This window comes from Arthrobacter sp. SlRoot2-15 (assembly GCF_059739345.1).
Genome location: NZ_AP046058.1, coordinates 2281638 through 2298044 on the forward strand (window position 1 = coordinate 2281638; position 16407 = coordinate 2298044).

The 16407-nt window shown below is 67.9% G+C and carries 16 protein-coding genes; 8 read left to right on the plus strand and 8 right to left on the minus strand.

Annotated features, from left to right (window positions below; genetic code table 11):
- Positions 1-28: 28 nt before the first annotated feature.
- Positions 29-409, plus strand: coding sequence for a hypothetical protein (locus AC6I9V_RS10440; protein ID WP_497899377.1), 381 nt, complete (start codon positions 29-31; stop codon positions 407-409).
- A 161-nt stretch (positions 410-570) separates the two neighbouring features.
- Here AC6I9V_RS10440 and AC6I9V_RS10445 read toward each other — a convergent pair whose 3' ends face one another.
- A complete protein-coding gene (locus tag AC6I9V_RS10445) occupies positions 571-762 on the minus strand; it encodes a three-helix bundle dimerization domain-containing protein (protein WP_497899378.1) in 192 nt (63 codons plus the stop codon).
- A gap of 60 nt (positions 763-822) precedes the next feature.
- On the opposite strand from AC6I9V_RS10445, the gene AC6I9V_RS10450 reads away from it, so the two are divergent.
- The 4 genes from AC6I9V_RS10450 (at position 823) to AC6I9V_RS10465 (ending at position 3052) form a co-directional block, all read left to right on the plus strand.
- Positions 823-1194: an ArsR/SmtB family transcription factor gene (locus tag AC6I9V_RS10450; protein ID WP_497899379.1), complete on the plus strand. Its 372-nt coding sequence runs from the start codon at positions 823-825 to the stop codon at positions 1192-1194.
- An 11-nt stretch (positions 1195-1205) separates the two neighbouring features.
- Positions 1206-2186, plus strand: coding sequence for a TIGR03086 family metal-binding protein (locus tag AC6I9V_RS10455; RefSeq protein ID WP_497899380.1), 981 nt, complete (start codon positions 1206-1208; stop codon positions 2184-2186).
- A 49-nt stretch (positions 2187-2235) separates the two neighbouring features.
- A complete protein-coding gene (locus tag AC6I9V_RS10460) occupies positions 2236-2574 on the plus strand; it encodes a YciI family protein (protein ID WP_497899381.1) in 339 nt (112 codons plus the stop codon).
- Between the two features lie 193 nt (positions 2575-2767).
- The gene (locus AC6I9V_RS10465; protein ID WP_497899382.1) at positions 2768-3052 is read left to right on the plus strand and encodes a DUF1540 domain-containing protein; all 285 of its coding nucleotides are present in this window, start codon (positions 2768-2770) and stop codon (positions 3050-3052) included.
- A gap of 51 nt (positions 3053-3103) precedes the next feature.
- Here AC6I9V_RS10465 and efeB read toward each other — a convergent pair whose 3' ends face one another.
- Entirely contained in the window at positions 3104-4480 is a 1377-nt protein-coding gene (gene efeB / locus AC6I9V_RS10470; protein ID WP_497899383.1) for an iron uptake transporter deferrochelatase/peroxidase subunit, read from the minus strand.
- Positions 4477-5400, minus strand: coding sequence for an iron uptake system protein EfeO (gene efeO, locus AC6I9V_RS10475; protein ID WP_497899384.1), 924 nt, complete (start codon positions 5398-5400; stop codon positions 4477-4479). The genes efeB and efeO overlap by 4 nt, the downstream gene beginning before the upstream one ends.
- A gap of 141 nt (positions 5401-5541) precedes the next feature.
- Here efeO and AC6I9V_RS10480 point away from each other — a divergent pair, with 141 nt between their 5' ends.
- Complete coding sequence (locus AC6I9V_RS10480) at positions 5542-8121, plus strand: AMP-binding protein (RefSeq protein WP_497899385.1); 2580 nt, start codon at positions 5542-5544, stop codon at positions 8119-8121.
- Here the strand turns inward: AC6I9V_RS10480 and AC6I9V_RS10485 are convergent.
- From AC6I9V_RS10485 to AC6I9V_RS10500, 4 genes are all read right to left on the minus strand, one after another.
- A complete protein-coding gene (locus tag AC6I9V_RS10485; RefSeq protein WP_497899386.1) occupies positions 8091-9371 on the minus strand; it encodes an alpha/beta hydrolase in 1281 nt (426 codons plus the stop codon). The genes AC6I9V_RS10480 and AC6I9V_RS10485 overlap by 31 nt on opposite strands.
- 267 nt (positions 9372-9638) lie before the next feature.
- Positions 9639-11345, minus strand: coding sequence for a phospholipase C (locus tag AC6I9V_RS10490; protein ID WP_497899387.1), 1707 nt, complete (start codon positions 11343-11345; stop codon positions 9639-9641).
- A 45-nt stretch (positions 11346-11390) separates the two neighbouring features.
- Positions 11391-12413 (minus strand): DUF6454 family protein, encoded by a 1023-nt coding sequence (locus tag AC6I9V_RS10495; RefSeq protein WP_497899388.1) that lies wholly within the window; start codon positions 12411-12413, stop codon positions 11391-11393.
- Positions 12414-12540: 127 nt separating this feature from the next.
- A complete protein-coding gene (locus tag AC6I9V_RS10500; RefSeq protein WP_349413319.1) occupies positions 12541-12975 on the minus strand; it encodes an SRPBCC family protein in 435 nt (144 codons plus the stop codon).
- A gap of 119 nt (positions 12976-13094) precedes the next feature.
- On the opposite strand from AC6I9V_RS10500, the gene AC6I9V_RS10505 reads away from it, so the two are divergent.
- Positions 13095-13523 carry a DUF7793 family protein gene (locus AC6I9V_RS10505; protein ID WP_349413318.1) on the plus strand — a complete coding sequence of 143 codons (429 nt, stop codon included), beginning with the start codon at positions 13095-13097 and terminating at the stop codon, positions 13521-13523.
- 34 nt (positions 13524-13557) lie between these two features.
- Here AC6I9V_RS10505 and AC6I9V_RS10510 read toward each other — a convergent pair whose 3' ends face one another.
- Entirely contained in the window at positions 13558-14214 is a 657-nt protein-coding gene (locus AC6I9V_RS10510; protein WP_497899389.1) for an alpha/beta hydrolase, read from the minus strand.
- Positions 14215-14401: 187 nt separating this feature from the next.
- Between AC6I9V_RS10510 and AC6I9V_RS10515 the strand changes: the two genes are divergently transcribed.
- Complete coding sequence (locus AC6I9V_RS10515) at positions 14402-16384, plus strand: ATP-binding protein (RefSeq protein ID WP_497899390.1); 1983 nt, start codon at positions 14402-14404, stop codon at positions 16382-16384.
- The last annotated feature ends 23 nt before the right edge of the window (positions 16385-16407 follow it).

Below are 16407 nucleotides of genomic sequence, written 5' to 3' on the forward strand. Positions count from 1 at the left end.
CGGCGTCCGGACCGCTAGTCTTCAGCTCATGACCTCCATAATTGCCCTCGCGTTCTGTGCGGTGCTCGGCGTCCTGGCTGTGTTCCAGCTGCTGCTCATCGTGGGTTTTCCCCTCGGCCGGTTTGCCTGGGGTGGCCAGAGCGCGGTGCTTCCGGCGCGTCTCCGGGCCGGAAGTGCCGTCGCAATCGTGGTCTATGCAGCCTTCGCGGCAGTCGCGCTCGACCGCGCCGAGCTGATCGGGGTCCTGCCTTGGGACACGGTTGCGGTGGTCGCAATGTGGGTCGTCGCGGCTTACTTGTTGCTGAGCGTGCTGCCCAACCTGGCCTCGAAGAGCCGGCACGAAAAGCGCGTCATGGTGCCGGTCTCCCTTGTCCTCGCGGTGCTGGCGGTTCTTGTCGCCCTCGGCTGAGCCGTTTCAAGCCCCCAGGCCTGCCACGAACCGTTCCACAGCGGTGAACGCCAGCGCCTGGGACGCCTGCGAGGCGCGCCAGTCGCCCGGAATCTGCAGGGAGTGGTCGGCGTCGTCGATCTCAACAAACGTGGCTGCTGTCCCGGGCAGGCCGGGGTAGCTCAGCCGGACAGGCGCGCCTTGGCCGCGTGTTCCACCAGGACCGGCACGAAGTCGCGGACCCGGCCACCATCCAGTGCCCGGTGTTCTTCCCGCACAGTCTCTTCAATACTGGCGCGCGAGAGGTTGGGAAATCGTTCCGCAAGGCGGTCGACCACGACCCCGAGAGCCTTCACTTCGTCGTCCCTGTTCACTCCCCAAGTGTCGCGCCTGCCGCGCCGGCCGGTCAAGGATCCCACTTGTGAAATGCGTTAGTGTCCACTAACGTATCAAGTGTGTTGGATGCCTTGGAGGTTGCTGCGGAGCCGAACCGGCGCCGTCTCCTGCAACTCCTGGCGCGCCAGGAACAAACGGTTGGCCAGTTGGCCGCGCAGTTCACTGTGAGCCGCTCCGCAGTGTCCCAGCACCTGCTCCTGCTGGAGGAGGCAGGGCTTGTAGCCGCCCGCAAAGAGGGGCGCAACAGGTACTACCGGCTCGACCCCACAGGCATGGCACGGCTCCGCAACCTAGTCGAACAGTTCTGGACGCACGAACTGGATCTGCTGGCCTCGGATGCAGCAGCCGTGGCAGTACAGCGTCACAACCCGCCTCAACTCCTCGACCCCACGAATTCCCGCCGAGATTAAGGACCCGTCCCATGAGCTTCGATAAGACCATCCACCTCCCCGTCACAGCCGACGAGGCATTCGCCCTGATCACCGAGCCGGAGCGGCTGCGCCGCTGGCAGACGGTGGCGGCCCGGGTTGACCTTCGGATCGGCGGAGAATACCGCTGGACGGTCACCCCCGGCCATCACGCCTCCGGCACATTCCAGGAAATCGAGCCCGGCAAGCGCATCGTCTTCACCTGGGGCTGGGAATCCGGGATGGACCTGGCTCCCGGGGCATCCACCGTAACGATCACCCTAGAACCCGACGCCGAGGGCACCTCGCTGCGCCTGGTCCATGACGGACTCACTCCCGAGCAGGCCGTTGCGCACGCCGAGGGGTGGAACCACTACCTGGACCGCTTGATCGCCGAAACGTCCTCCGCTGCCGGCGCCGGACCCGACGAGTGGTCCGTGGCCCCGGACCCGATCGACCACCTCAGTTCCGCCGAGGCATCACTTGCCGTTCTTCTGGGAGTGCTGCGCAAGCTCACTCCGGCAGACCGGGACAAGGCCACCCCCTGCGAGGCGTTCAATGCCCACGAACTGCTCGAGCACCTGGCCGGTTCCCTAAAGGGGATTGGCGGCGCCCTCGGCGCGAATCTGCCGGAAGACGCCGACGCCGCACCGGAGGTCCGGATCGCGGGTCTCGCCCAGCCCACCCTGGAAGCCTTCGCCCGCCGCGGTCTGGAGGGCACCATCGACATGGGATTCGCTGAACTCCCCGCGACCATGGTGGCCGGCATCCTCAACCTCGAGTTCCTCGTCCACGCATGGGACTTCGCCAAGGCCTCCGGCCAGGAGCTAGTTGTGTCCGACGTCCTCACCGACTATGTCGAAGGCCTTGCCCAGGCAACCATCTCCGAGCAGGTCCGTGCCAGCGGCAGCTTCGCGAGCGCCCAGCCGGTGGCGGAAACCGCCGGGAGCCTGGAACGCCTGATCGCGTTCACCGGCCGAACCGTCGCCGCCTAGAGCCTTCACCCCAACCACCCCGGCACAACAATCAGGAAAGCAGGACCACATGTCCAAGTTCGTCTTTATCTACCACGCACCGATGACTCCCGCGGAGGCGGCGCCGCCCGCCCCGGAAGACATGGCGGCCGTCATGGGGCAATGGAACGCCTGGGCCGGGAAAGTCGGTACCGGCCTCATCGACTTCGGCACCCCGCTGGCCAACGGCGTCCGCGTATCCGCCGACGGAGCCACCGCGCCGAGCCAGCGTGAAGTCGCCGGCTACAGCATCATCGAGGCCGAAAACCTGGCGGCCGCGGTGGAGCTTGCCAAGCAGCACCCGCACCTGAACATGCCGGGCGGCTGCGAAATCGAGGTCCACGAGGCCCAGCAGATCCCCGGAATGTAGCCCGCGGCTCCGGAACCATCCATCCGGCGGGCGTGTCCGCCACTGCTCCGGCGGTGGCGGACGCGCCGGCGCGCTGGCCGCCGTCGGGCAATTAGCGCACAGTATTGGGTCTTTTTTGACTGGGTGGCACAGGCTTACCGTGGTCGGAGGGCGCTGCCCAGTCCGGGTGGCCGAGCATCGGGAGGATCCTGTCATGACCACGCATGTCGCGGACTGCAGCGTAACCAACTGTTCCTTCAACGACCATTCGGCCTGCAACGCCGCGGCGATAACGGTCGGAGGCCGCGAAGACCACGCTTCCTGCGCCACCTTCATCGATACCGGAACCCACGGCGGCCTGCCCAAGGTCCTCGCCGACGTCGGCGCCTGCCAGCGTACAGAATGCGCCCACAACGACCACCTGATGTGCAAGGCCGCCGAAGTCCACGTGGGCCCGGGGGCTGACAACGCCGACTGCCTCACCTACGCCCACAGGTAGGTCCGGTTTTCGTCGACGGACCTCCGCAGGCTCATCAGTGAACGGTGCACGTCACGTGAAGAGACCGTCGCCGATGTAACCTCCCGCCCGGGTTCCCGGCGGAACCGCAAAAAGTCCAGAGCCGGTGTGTTTGAGGTACTCCACGGCCAGGGTGTCTTCCTTCGCCATGGCCCGCTGCATAGGCACGTAGTGCGTCCGGGGGTCCGTGACGAAGGCGATGAAGAACAAGCCGGCGTCGAGGTGGCCCAGGCCGTCGGAGCCGTCGGCGTAGTTGTAGCCGCGCCGGAGCATCTTGACGCCGTGGTTCCGATTTGGGTGCGCGATCCGGACGTGGGCGTTCAGCGGGATCAGCGGTTTCCCGGAGCTGCCCTTGATCTCGAAATCGGGGGCGGTGAATTCCGCTCCGCCGGAGAGCGGGGCCCCGGCGCCTTTGGTGCGTCCGATCAAGTTTTCCTGCTCGCGGAGCGAGGTCCGGTCCCAGATCTCGATGTGCATCCTGATCCTGCGCGCGACAAGGTAGGTGCCGCCGGCCATCCATGCCTCTTCCGGGAGGGTTCCCGCCCTGGCCCACACATGCTGGTCCAGCAGGGCGGTGTCCTCGGCCTTGAGGTTGTTGGTGCCGTCCTTGAAGCCGAAGAGGTTCCGTGGCGTGGCCTGCGACCGCGACGTGGAGGAGGTCCGGCCAAAACCCAGCTGGGACCAGCGGACCCGCGTCTGCCCGAATCCGATCCGGGCCAGGTTCCGGATGGCGTGGACCGCCACCTGCGGGTCGTCGGCGCAGGCCTGCACCACGATGTCCCCGCCGGTGCGTCCGGGCTGCAGGCCATCGCCGGGGAAGTGCGGCAGGTCGATCAGGGCGTCCGGGCGGCGGCCGTCCAGGCCGAACCGGGCCTTGCCGTCCTTCTCGAACAGGCCCGGGCCGAAACCAAAGGTAATGGTGAGATTTGCAGCACCCAGGTCCAGCGCCTCGCCGGTGTCCTCGGGCGGGGCGTCATAAGGGCCGTCGACGGCGCCGGTGGCGCCCGCGCTGCGCCCCGCGGTCATCGCCTCCGCGGCGGCGGTCCAATCCTGGAGGAGCCGGATGAGGGCCGCCCGGTCCTCGGTGACGACGTCGAAGGCCGCCATGTGCAGGCGGTCCTGGGCCGGCGTGATGATGCCCGCCTGGCGGTCGCCGCGGAAGGGGATGCTATCCCGGGGCGCCACCAGTGGAGCGGCCGCGGCGGCAACGGGGTCGTGGCCGAAGAAACCTGCTGCCAGGCCGGCGACGGCGCCCCCAGCGCCGGCCAGGGTCAGGAGTCCGCGGCGGGACAGGCCGCTGCTCCCGGAGCCGGAGTCCGTGCCGGCGCCGGGCGCCGCGCCGCCGGCCGGCGTTTGATCACCGGCCGGCGTCGGCTCGCCGGGGCTGCCGCTGATGGGGCAACCGCTCACAGGGCTACCGCCGACGTGAGCCGGGCGAGCGGTTCGCCCAGGGCATCGACCAGGGATGCGAGCTGCTGGACCTCGGACTGGCTGAGCTCGTTGTAGAAGGCGAAGCCGCTGCCGGTGGAGTGTTTCTTGAGCCCGGCCTGCAGCGCCGCGAATTTCTCCTCGAGGACTCCGGCCAGGGCAGGGTCCTGCTGTTGCAGCGCAGGTTTCAGGCTCTCGAAGGCGACCCGGGCGCCGTCGACGTTGGCCTGGAAATCCCACAGATCGGTGTGGGACCAGATCTCCTCCTCGCCGGTGACTTTGCCTGTGGCGACCTCGTCCAGGAGTTCCTTGGCGCCGTTGCCGAGCTGGTCAGCGGAGAGCTCCACCGTCCGGGTGCGTTGAGCCAGCTCCTCGGTGTCGGCGACGAGCTGGGTGGCCACGGCGGCGCGCTCCGCCGGGGCGAGGGGAGTATAGCCGGCGGGCGGGAACAGGTCTTTTTCGGCCCGGTGCCAGCCGGTCCAAGCCTGGCCCGGCTCAAGGTCGGCCTCGCGGGCATCGAGCTTGGGGTCGAGGTCTCCGAAGGACTCGGCCACCGGCTCGATGCGCTCCCAGTGCATGCGGGTCGCGGCGTAGAGACCGCGGGCCGTGGCCGCGTCCCCGGCGGCGTAGGCGGCCGCGAACGCCTTGGTCCCGTCCACCAGCTGATTGGTTTGGTCCGACACGAACGCGGAGTACTGCCGGGTGCCCGTCTCCAGAAGTGCGCGAAGGCTGGCGTCAGCCGCTGGGGTGCTCGCGACCTGCCCCGGTCCGGCGGCTCCCCCCGGTGTCTTTTGAGTGTCCGCGCAGCCGCTCAGGGCCAGCGGCGCGGCGGTGAGCGCCGCAACGAAAACAAGCGCTTTCCGCAATCGTGGAGCGATTTTGGGCATGGATGTACCGGGCATGGGTGTTTCCTTCTGACTGTGGTCTGATCGTGCCCTTACTTAGGTGCACCTAAGTAAGCAGATTACCCACCTCAGGCGATTACGCAAACTTTTTGTATCCTAATTTTGCTTAGGCGAGCCTAAGCTAATACCATCGAACGGGTGACCACGCAGCTTGACTTCATGCGGGTGCCCTTCGCCGCCGACCTTGCGAGCTACGGGGACCGACCCGCCATCCTGACCGACACCCTGGCGCTTAGCTACCGGGAGCTGGCCGAACGCGTCGACGAACTCGCCCTCCGGCTCGGCACCGAGCGCAGGCTCGTTGCGCTGACCGCCGCTAACGACGTCGACTCGCTCGTCGCCTACCTGGCGGCGCTGGTGGGCGGGCACCCCCTCATCCTCCTGCCCGAGGACAAGCCGGCCGCCCTGGACTCCCTGCTTGCGGCCTACGACCCCGACGTCGTGCTGCGGCCCGGCGGCGGGCAAACGGTCCTGGAGGAGCGGCGCCCGGGCACACGGCACGAGCTCCACCCGGATCTCGCCCTCCTGCTCAGCACCTCCGGATCCACGGGCTCGCCCAAGCTGGTCCGGCTCTCGCACACGAACCTGCAGTCCAACGCCGAATCCATTGCGGAATACCTGGGCATCACTCCGGAAGACCGGGCCGCGACGACGCTGCCCATGTCCTACTGCTACGGACTGTCGGTGATCAACAGCCACCTGCTCCGCGGCGCAGGCCTGGTCCTCACGGACCTGTCCGTCGTCGACCCGTGCTTCTGGGAGCTCTTCCGAAACCGGGGGGCGACGGCGTTCGCGGCCGTGCCGTACACGTTTGAGCTGCTCGAACGCGTGGGGTTCGCGGAGATGGAGCTGCCCGGTCTGCGCTATGTCACCCAGGCCGGGGGCCGGCTGGCGCCGGAGTCGGTCCGCCGGTACGCCGAGCTGGGCCGCCGGAACGGCTGGGACCTCTTTGTGATGTACGGCCAGACCGAGGCGACAGCCAGGATGGCCTACCTGCCGCCGGAACTCGCCGCCACCGTCCCCGGCGCGGTCGGCGTAGCCGTGCCCGGCGGTTCGTTCCGGATCGACCCGGTTCCGGGCCTGGAGCACGGCGAACTGGTCTACACCGGCCCCAACGTCATGCTGGGCTATGCCGAGACCCCGGCGGACCTCGCCCGGGGTCGGACGGTAACGGAACTCCGCACCGGCGATCTCGCCCGGAAGCACCCCGCGGGAGTGTACGAAGTGGTGGGCCGGCGCAGCAGGTTCGTCAAGATCGTTGGACTGCGCGTCGACCTGGGGCAGGTGGAACGGCTCCTCGCCGACCTCGGCGCGCAGGCGGCCGCCGCCGGGACGGACGACGGCGTCGTCGTCGCAGTCGAGGGCGACCACGACACCCGACTCCTGGGCAAGGTCCTCGCCCAGGGCATGGGGCTGCCGCGCGCGGCCCTCGAACTCCACGCCGTCGAGCAGCTTCCGCGCCTGGCGACGGGCAAACTCGACTATCAGGCCGTCCTGGCGCTGTCTCGGCCCGAGCGCGGGCCAGCGGCCGCGGCACCGGGCGCCGACGCTGTCGCCGTCGGCCCCGGCAGTGTCCGCGGGATCTTCCGGGACGCCTTGGAGTGCGAGGAGATTGCCGACGGCGACACTTTCGTCTCGCTCGGCGGGGATTCGCTGTCCTACGTGGCAGCTTCGGTCCGGCTGGAGCAGGTCCTGGGCCACCTTCCCCAGGACTGGCACGTGACCCCGGTCCGGGACCTGGAGCAGCGCGCGGGCGGGGCGCCGGTGCGGAGACGGCGGCGCTTCTTCGCCCCGCTCGAGACGGGCACCGTGTTGCGGGCGGTGGGGATCGTCCTGATCATCGGCACCCACGTCGGCCTGTTCAAGTGGCAGGGCGCAGCCCATGTCCTGATGGCCGCGGCCGGGTACAACTTTGCCCGCTTCCAGCTGGCCGGTGACCGCATCCCCAGGCTGCGGCGGCAGCTGGCGAGCCTGGCCAGAATTGTGGTGCCCAGCATGGCGTTCATCCTGTTCGCCTATCTGGCCACCGACAACTACACCCCGGCCAACATCCTGCTGCTGAACGCCGTCATCGGGCCCGAAGCGGTGACCACCCAGTGGCATTTCTGGTTCATCGAGGTCCTTGTCTACCTGCTCCTGGCCATGACAGCTTTGCTGGCCATTCCATGGGCGGACCGCGCCGAGCGGCGCTTCCCCCTGCTCCTGCCGTTGGCCCTGACCGGCGCCGGCCTCCTCACCCGCTACGAGCTGGTGCACCCCGGGGTGCCGCACACGGCGCCCGCACTCTGGCTCTTCGCCCTGGGCTGGGCCATTGCACGGTCCCGGACGGCGGCCCAGCGCGGCGTGGTCTCGGCCATTGCCGTGCTGACCGTTCCGGGGTTCTTCGACGACGCGGCCCGGGAGGCAACGCTCCTCGCTGGGATCCTGCTGCTCATCTGGCTTCCCACCGTTCCGGTGCCGAAGGGCCTCCGCCGCCTCACGGTGCTGCTGGCGAGCGCCTCGCTGTATGCGTACCTGGTGCACTGGCTGGTGTACCCGCCGCTCGCCGGAATCAGCCCGGTCCTCGCCGTGGCGGCCTCGCTCGCCGCGGGGGTGGCGTACTGGGCGCTGTGGACCCGCGTAATGTCTGCGGCCAGCCGGTGGTGGACCGGCGCGCAGCTCCGCAGGGCGGCCCGGCGGCTGAAAGGTCAGGGGCCGGAGAGCTCCAGCCGCGGATAGAGGACGTCGAAACCCGCGCTGAGCCCGCCGTTCAGCGCCCCGATCACGTGGCCGCCATTGGGAACCTCGTGGTACGTGACGGTCATCCCCGCGGCAGTTGCCGCGGCGGAAAGGTGGCGGGCCGCCTCCAGATACACCGGATCGTCGGTGGACGCCGTGAAGATCGCGGTGGTGTCCGGGTACTTCCGCTGCGTCAGGATGTTGGCTGGTTTCTCGGCGTCGTAGGCCGCCTGGCTGCCGCCGAACATCTCCCGAAGGTTGGTCTCCGGATCTTCCGCGCCCGGGTATTCCTCCCCGGAAATGTCTAGGACGTTGCCCCAGACGGAGGGATACTTTGCCGCGAAAGAGATCGCGCATTGGCCGCCGTGGGAATAGCCGGCGATGGTCCAATACTTGCGATCGTCGATGATGTGCAGGTGGCCCCGCGCCCAGTCGACCACGTCGCGGTTAATGAACGTCTCGGGACGTCCGTGGAGCGGCGAATCCAGGCAGAGATTGTCGACGGCGGGGTTTCCGAGTTGGTCTGCGACGATCACGATGGGGGCCAGCCCGTCGTGGCGTGCGGCAAAGTCATCCAGAGCCGTCTTGACGTACTGGGGGTCCGGATTCCCGGGCTGCCCCATCATAAAAACCACCAGCGGCAGGGCGGGCGGGTCGGCCACCAGGGCCGCCGGGGGAAGGTACAACCCCGCCGGCCGCGAGGCGAAACCGGACACTGTTGGCGGGATGGCGACCTGGGCTGCCGTTCCCTCCGGCGGCAGCTGCTCCGGAGCCTTCCAGCGCTCCCACAGCGGCGCCTGATGCTTGGTCGGGATGCGGGGTTTGATGGGATCCAGCTCGATTCTGGGGGCAAGGGAAATCCCCAGCAAGGACGCCACAGTCGGGTGCAGACCGTAGTGGGCGTTGACTCCCAGCACCGCGGTGACGGCAAAAACGACGGCCGCTGCGCACGCCAGCGCTTTCCGCCACGGCCGTGATCGCCGGAAGCTGGCCGCGCAGATTCCCAGCCCCGCAAAACACGCGATCACCCAAAGCCGGACTTGCCACCCCAGCGGGCTGCCGAAGGCGTGGATAAGGCCCTCCGAAACAATCAGGACCGCGGCACCGACGGCGGCGCCAACCACCCCCGCCTTGGCCGGGAAGACCAGGAGCCGCAGCCGGCGTCCGAGCAGAAGGGCGACGGCGCAACCCACGCTCAGCGCGTAGAAGGTCAGGATCAGGGGGCCGTCAACGATGTTGAGGGTCAGCAAGAAGGAATCCATTGAAACCCAAGAATGCGTGATACGGGGACCATCCCCGGCCGGGACGGCAGCTCCCGCGGCGTGAGGGGGCCGGTGCAAACAATCAACCAGACCGGCCTTCGGCTCCGGTCATCGCGTTGATCATACTGCCGCGACTGGCGCCAGGCCGAGGGGAGGAAGTAACCACGAACGGGCAAAGGAAACGCCACCCGGCAGCTGGCGGGTGGCGTTTCCTGACGTTCTCTGTGCCGGCATCGAGAGTCCGGCCCGCGGGGCTTACTTGTCGCGGTTTTCGGCGTCGTCCTCGTTCTTGGTGACGGACGCGACGGCGCCGGTCTGTTCGTCGAGCAGGACTTTGCCGGTGCGGGGCTCATCAAAGTTGAACATGGCGTTTACGGAGCCGGCCGTGGCGTCGGCGGAGGCGTCGCCGATCTGGCCCGTGTGCCAGTTCTCCTCAATGAAGCGGAGGACTGAGGCCTGGTCGGTCTCGGTGTGGTCCACAAAGTTCTTCTTTGCGTACGGGGAGATGACCACCAGCGGCTGGCGCGGGCCCGGTCCGCAGCGGTCGGCGTAGCCACCAGCCATGGGAACTCCGCTGGCTGCGGCGTTCTGGCACCAGGCGGCGTCGTCGGGACTGTTGGACGAGTTCTTCACCTTGGCAGCTGCGTGGTCGTACCAGCCGTCGGAGTCGTCGTACGCGAGCACGACGGCGGTGTTCTCCCAGTTCTTGGACTTCTGGATCTGGTTGACGGTGTTGGTGATGAATTTCTGCTCGTCGATCGGGTCGGAGTAGGCGGCGTGGCCGTCCTGGGACATTCCCGCCTTGAGGAAGGACACGGCAGGCATATTGTCGGTGTCGAGGACCTTGTTGAACTCGGCGAGGTCGTACTGGTGGTTGGCCTGGCCGTTGTGGCCGATCTCCGCGTCCGACGCCGGCGCCAGGTGGTGCGGGTTGGCGGTGGAGGCGTAGTACTGGAACGGCTGGTGGTGCGGGGAGTAGTCAACGACGCTGGCCCCGGCCGCGTTCGTGTGGCTGGACAGGCATGACGCCGGAGTCGTGGCGGTGGCTGCGGTGGTCGGCGTGAAGCCGCCCTGGAACCAGCCCCACGACGTGCCCTTGGCGTTGAGCAGGTCGCCGATGTTCTTGCCGTTCATGCCGGCAAGATTGTTGGTCTTGGCGTGGCTGTTGTTCGAGCAGTCGTCGTAGACCGGATCCGGGTCGTTGATGACCGTGCCGACGCCCTTGGCATCCGGCTGGCGGACGGCGTAGTCGCTGGTGGCAGACGCGGCGGGCTGCCCCGTGGCGGTGTATTCGGTGGCCCCGTGGGTCTGTCCGGAGACCAGGTTCAGCGCACCCGGGGTGGAGGGCCCGAAGACGGTGCTGTAGTGGTTGTCGCTCATGGCGTAGTGCTGGGCGTAGTTCCAGATGCCGGTGACGGTGTTGCCGTCGTAGTAGTCCATTGTCAGCCCGGGGCGCCCGTACTGGTTGGCGCCGCAGGCATCGCGGCTGGTGAACTGGACAAATTTGTCCATGGCCCCGCCGTTGTAAGCCTTCTGCTCGGCGCCGTAGTTGTGGTCCTGATCGCAGGTGACGGCCTGCATGGGTGACAAGCGGGAGGGCTGCACGGAGTTGGGGTTGTTGGGCGCCAGCAGGCCGGCGGAAGCCAGGGTGTTGATGTCCTTTGGCGTGTTCTTTGCCGCGGTGAAGGCTGCAGCCTTGGCGCCGCTGCCCTGCTGGGTTTCCCCCGGAATGTTGGCGGCCTTGGGGTAGGTGGCGAAGTAGTGGTCGAACGAGACGTTTTCCTGGAAGATCACCACCACGTGCTTGATCGGCGTCGCCGTGCCGCCGTGGTTCTCGAGCGCGGCGGCCGGACCAACACCGAAGCCGACCAGGCCGGCGGTCAGGGCCGAGGCCGCCAGCGCTGTGGCGCTCGTGGCTGCGGCCACGCGCTTTCGGGTGAAGCGTTGAGATGAATGAGGCATGGGGTATCCAATCGTTCCTGTTCGGGCGTGGCGGAGTGGAGGGCGTTATTTGGCCGGGATGACGGTGGCTTCGTAGGTGAGGATTTCGGTGCCGTTGCCCTCTTCGCCGTTGTCGGGGGCCACCTTCATGGTGAGGTGGTCGCCGTCGGCGGTCATCTTGAAGGGGTTGCGAGTGGCGACGTGCCCGGCAGTGGACCACTGCTGGAACGGGACCTCGCGGGTTACGCCGTGGGACTTGAGGTCGATCATCGCCATGCCGCCAAGTTCGTACGTGGCTCCGGTGCCGCCGGCCGCCGGGGTCTGCGGCAGGTTGGTAATGCCGCCGCAAAGCATCTTGGAGTTGGGCACGTACTGGCAGTCCTGGTAGTCGATGAAGAAGTTCGGGTTCTCCCAGGTTGAGAGCTGCTTGCCCTGAAGATCCCATTCGGCGAAGCGGCGCGAGCCCCAGGTGTTGCCGACCAGGTGGCCGGTCTGCTTGTCCATCACGATGCCGCCAAAGTGGTCCGGCACCTCGAACTGCTTGTGCACGTCGAGGGTGGTCGCGTCGACCTTGTAGATGATCGCACTGCTGTTCGGCCGGTACTGGGCCACCGGGACCCAGACGTTGGTGCCGTCGAAGTCGATGCCGCCCGGGTGGTACATGTCTCCTTCGCCCAGGATGATGTCCTTCTGCAGGTTCCCGGCCTTGTCCATCACGAACAGGTGGCCGATGCCCTTGCCGGGCGTACGGTCGAAGCCGTTCTGCGGGGTCGGAAACTTTGTGGTGGGTTCGGTGATCTGTACGGCCGAGAGGAAGATGTGGTCCTGGCTGTAAGCGATTCCCTCGGTGTGGTACGTGGGGAAGTTCAGCTTCAGCTTGGACGTCTGCTGCCACTTCGTGTTGCGGTCGACGCCGTTGAACGCGTCGGCCAGTGCGGTATCCGTTTCATGGTGCGTACCGGCGTCGTTTCCGCCTTGCTGGTTATTGTTGCCTGCAGCCTGGGCGGCCGCGGTGCCGCCGATTGCGGACGCTGCCAGGACGATGGATGCGGCGGCCGTCAGGATGCCTCGGGTGCGCGTGGTGCTCATGGGGGGAGCCTCTCAAAGGTCGAATCTCTGGGACTCCCCAAGTTACTTACTGGTAATGAACCCTGCGTGGAGGGTTAGTGAACAGCAAGCTGACTATCTGTCGGGCGGCGCGGCGGCCAGCGTGGCGCTAGGCCGACTCAAGGACTCGTTTGAGGGTGTCCAGCTGGTCCACCTCGGCGCGCATGGTCCGGGCTATCATCGGGCCCACAACTTTCATAAGTCCCTTGGGCTCAAGGTTCAGGCTGAAGCGAACGGTGGTTCCGCCCGTAGCTTCGCTCAGGCGGTAGGTTCCGGCTGGACGTGCCGGGCCCGCGACAACCTGGAAGTCCAGCCGCTTCCCGGGGTCCGCGGCGGTGATCTCGTAGTCACCGGTGATGGGCCGCCCGCCGGGCCCAGTGAGCGTCTGGGCGTAGACTGCCCCGACGGCACCCGGGGTGCCGGACTTCAGCGCAATGCTCTGTATCCCCGTCCGCCATGCAGCATTGTTCAGCCCGTCTGCGAGGAATGCATATACGTCCTCGGGTGAACGGTTGATGGTGACTTCGTTCTCGGCGTGAGCCATGGATGCCCCTCCTAGTTTTCCGGCTGCCGGTTCCCTGACTGGGACGAGCCGGCACTGACCACACTCTACTGCGCCGTGTTGTCCAGCTGAGTGGCCCCGCCGCGCCTAGACTTGGCCGAATGACGCCAGAACCAATCCTTGCCGCCAACGGGAAGAACTCCCTATGCGTCAATGGCGGCATCATTGAGTCGGTTTGGGTGCCGGGGTCGTTCGTGGACGTCGTCGACGCCAGGGATGCCATGCGGGCCACGGCCCAGCTCGCCGAGGCGGGGCGGATGCCGATGCTTTCCGTGATGACGGACGTGGAAATCAGCGCCGCGGCGCGCTACGAGTTCGCGAAGTCGGTTGATGTGCTCGCCATCGCCGTGCTGGGTTCCAGCGCGGTGGACCGCGTCGTGGCCGCGGCAACCAGCAGGGACAGCCAGTACCCGCACGAATTTTTCACGTCAAGGAACGACGCCGTGGCCTGGCTCAACGGGTTCGTCTCCGGCTCCGGGGGCCTTAGGCAGGACGAACCCGACTCCGCCATGGCGCCGCGCTCCCGTTAAGACCCTGCTCGACTGATTCCCTGCCCGACGCCGGCTACGTCCCCAGGATCAGGCCGGCGAGCTGCCGGGGGCGGCTGATGAACGGGGAATGGCTCGCATCCAGGCTGACCATGGTGGTGCAGCGTTCGCCCATTTGGTCCTGAAGCCCGGGGCTCAGGGCCCGGTCCTGTTCGCATCTGAGGTACGTGCTTCCAACGCTTTCCCACGCGATACGGCGAGGAACTCCACGGCCGTGACCGGGCCGCTGTCGCACGAGCAGCCCGGCAGCGCGCTCGCTGTCGGCTTCGGTGCAGTCGGCATAGAGGACCTCCCGGGCCCTCTCCGGCCGGATGCTGGTGCTCCCGTCCTCGTGGCGGTGTACCGCTGCGTTCACCAGCGCCCCGGCGCCGCCCAGCAGCGCACCGCTCTCGCCCGCGGCCGGCACGAAGGCCGCGACGTAGACCAGGTGGCGGACCCGGTCCAGCCCCGTGATGACGGATCCCCCGTAGGAATGGCCCACAACGACGGGCTCCGTCAGGCATCGGTCCACGGTCGCCTGGACGGTTGAAGTGTCGGCCGCGAGCGAGCCGCGGTGCAGCCGGGGGACGTGAACGGTTGCGCCCTGTCCGCGCAGTTCTTCCGCCAGGCGGTCGAAGTGCGCCGGCTGATGCCACAATCCGTGGACGAGAACGACCTCCAGCTTTTTCCTCATCGGCTCAGCGTACGGGTCCGCTAACCTCAACGGAGGTTTTCGCGCCGGCCCCGATAGGGGACCGGCCGTCGTCGCACACCCGTACCAAATAGTGCCGAACTGCTACGCTCCACATATCGGCCCGGCTCGGCTCGGGCGGGCTGAGCAACGTTGCGTACCAGCTTCAGGTGTGAGCGAGGGATTCAGCATGACGGTTGCCGAAATCCAGGTGGACCAGCGCGTGATCGGTATCGATTCGCGGCGCTTTGCTTCGGTCGAGAAAGCGCTGGTGGAGCTGATCACCAACAGCGACGACAGTTACGTCCGCCTCGAAAGAACCGGCGGGCACACCAGCGGCCGGATCCACGTGCGGTACGAGCGGCACCACACCGGCGCGGTGATCATGGTCGGCGACAAGGCGGAGGGCATGTCTTTCGAGCAGGCCGGCCGGATCCTCAGCTACGGCGGCGCGCACAGTCCGCTGGCGCGCGGCGAGGGCGACGGCCGCGGCTACTTCGGCCGCGGCCTCAAACAGGCGATCTTCGGCCTGGGCCACGGCTGGATCGAGACCATCCAGGGCGGCCGGTTCACCCGGATCGACGTCTTCCGCGGCGAGAACGGCGGCTATCTCTACGACGACGGCGGCGAGGACCGGCGCGCCTTCCCGGCCGACTATGCCCGGCTCGGCATCGACGAGGCGCCGGCCGCCAGCGGAACCCGGGTGAGCGTCGTCGTCGACAATCCCCACGTCCGGATCACGCAGTACAGCACCCTGCTGGAGTCCCTCGCCGACAACATCTACCTGCGCGCGGTGCTGGGGCGCCGGAGCGTGGAGCTGGAACACGGGCAGCCCGGATCGGGTGAGTACCGCAACGAGCCGGTCCGGTTCCGGGAGCCGCCCGCGGACCTGCTGCTGGGGCCGGACCTGCCCGGCAGCGTCGACTTTGATGGCCGGGAGTACCCGTTCACCCTCACGCTGAAACGCGCCACGGACACCGAATTGACCCTCAAAGGAGACGAACGCACCAGCGGCCTCATCGTCCTCTCCGGGCAGGCCGTCCTGGACTGCCAGCTATTCGACTTCGAAAACCAGGTGGGCACCGAATACCTCTTCGGCCAGGTGCGCTGCGACGCCCTGACCGTCATGCTGGGCCGCGGCCGGGCGGTCATCAGCGACGAGCGCGAGGGCCTGAACCTCCGGGACCCCTTTGTGGCCGCGTTCGCCCGGGCCGTGAGCCGGATGCTCGCCGACGCCGTGCAGGCCGAGAAGGAGAAGCTCACGCACCTCGAGCGCGCCACCACCTCCGGACGCACCGCGGAAATGATCGAACAGCTGCTGCAACACATGAACGAGGCCGCCGTCGTCGACCTGGGGCTGGAGACCGAGTCGCCCGCGAACGGGCGCCCGGCGGGGGATGAGGCGGCGGCGCTGCGCTTTACCACCCCGTTTTACTACCGGCCGCCGGGGCATCCGTTTCATGTAGCCCTGCTGCTGGATCCCGCCCGGCTGCCCGGCGGCGGCACGCTCACCTTCGAGGCCGAGCTGCCGGGCACGATGCGGATGGAGCCAGCCCCGGCCCCGGCCGCCGTCGAGGCGCTGGGGCAAACCCGGCGGCTGGAGTGGGAGGTCACGGGGGAACGGTCCGGTGACCGGGGCGAGCTCACGGCCCGGGCCGGCGACTACTGGGCCCTCTGCGAGATCGTCATCGCCGAGCACGCCTCGCACCGCGGCGCCGACCAGCCGCCGCACCCGTCGGCCGCCGAAGCTGTGCCCGGCGACACCGGCGTCGGCGTCGGCGTCGGTGCCGGCGACGTCGCCGGGCAGCAACGGGCGCAGCGCCGGGAGGCGCACCGGCCCGTCCGGGACCACGGCGTCGACCTCTTCACCGGGTATGAGTTCCGCAGCCTGCACAACAGTGCCGACCGGGCCGTGTACAGCGCGGAGGAGCGCAAGGTCATCATCAACACGGCCGCGCCCACGGTGCAGCTGTACGTTGACGGCCGCGGCCGATTCCGCGATTCGGCGCGGCTGCTGCTGGCAGAGCTCTTCCTGGACGTGATCGCGGACGAGCTCGCCCGGCGGCGGGCGGAGCAGCACGGCCACGGCGGGGACCTCGAAGCCTTCAAGAGCGCCAAGCGGGACATCATCCGCCGCTACGGCAGTGACGTCCACCGCACGTTTATGGGGTGAGTCGCACGTGGAGAAGAGGGGCT

Coding starts and splice junctions, on each gene's coding strand:
- AC6I9V_RS10440 (WP_497899377.1), top strand. CDS start 29: ATGACCTCCATAATTGCCCTCGCGTTCTGTGCGGTGCTCGGCGTCCTG.
- AC6I9V_RS10455 (WP_497899380.1), top strand. CDS start 1,206: ATGAGCTTCGATAAGACCATCCACCTCCCCGTCACAGCCGACGAGGCA.
- AC6I9V_RS10460 (WP_497899381.1), top strand. CDS start 2,236: ATGTCCAAGTTCGTCTTTATCTACCACGCACCGATGACTCCCGCGGAG.
- AC6I9V_RS10465 (WP_497899382.1), top strand. CDS start 2,768: ATGACCACGCATGTCGCGGACTGCAGCGTAACCAACTGTTCCTTCAAC.
- efeO (WP_497899384.1), bottom strand. CDS start 5,400: ATGCCCGGTACATCCATGCCCAAAATCGCTCCACGATTGCGGAAAGCG.
- AC6I9V_RS10490 (WP_497899387.1), bottom strand. CDS start 11,345: ATGCCTCATTCATCTCAACGCTTCACCCGAAAGCGCGTGGCCGCAGCC.
- AC6I9V_RS10495 (WP_497899388.1), bottom strand. CDS start 12,413: ATGAGCACCACGCGCACCCGAGGCATCCTGACGGCCGCCGCATCCATC.
- AC6I9V_RS10500 (WP_349413319.1), bottom strand. CDS start 12,975: ATGGCTCACGCCGAGAACGAAGTCACCATCAACCGTTCACCCGAGGAC.
- AC6I9V_RS10505 (WP_349413318.1), top strand. CDS start 13,095: ATGACGCCAGAACCAATCCTTGCCGCCAACGGGAAGAACTCCCTATGC.
- AC6I9V_RS10510 (WP_497899389.1), bottom strand. CDS start 14,214: ATGAGGAAAAAGCTGGAGGTCGTTCTCGTCCACGGATTGTGGCATCAG.
- AC6I9V_RS10515 (WP_497899390.1), top strand. CDS start 14,402: ATGACGGTTGCCGAAATCCAGGTGGACCAGCGCGTGATCGGTATCGAT.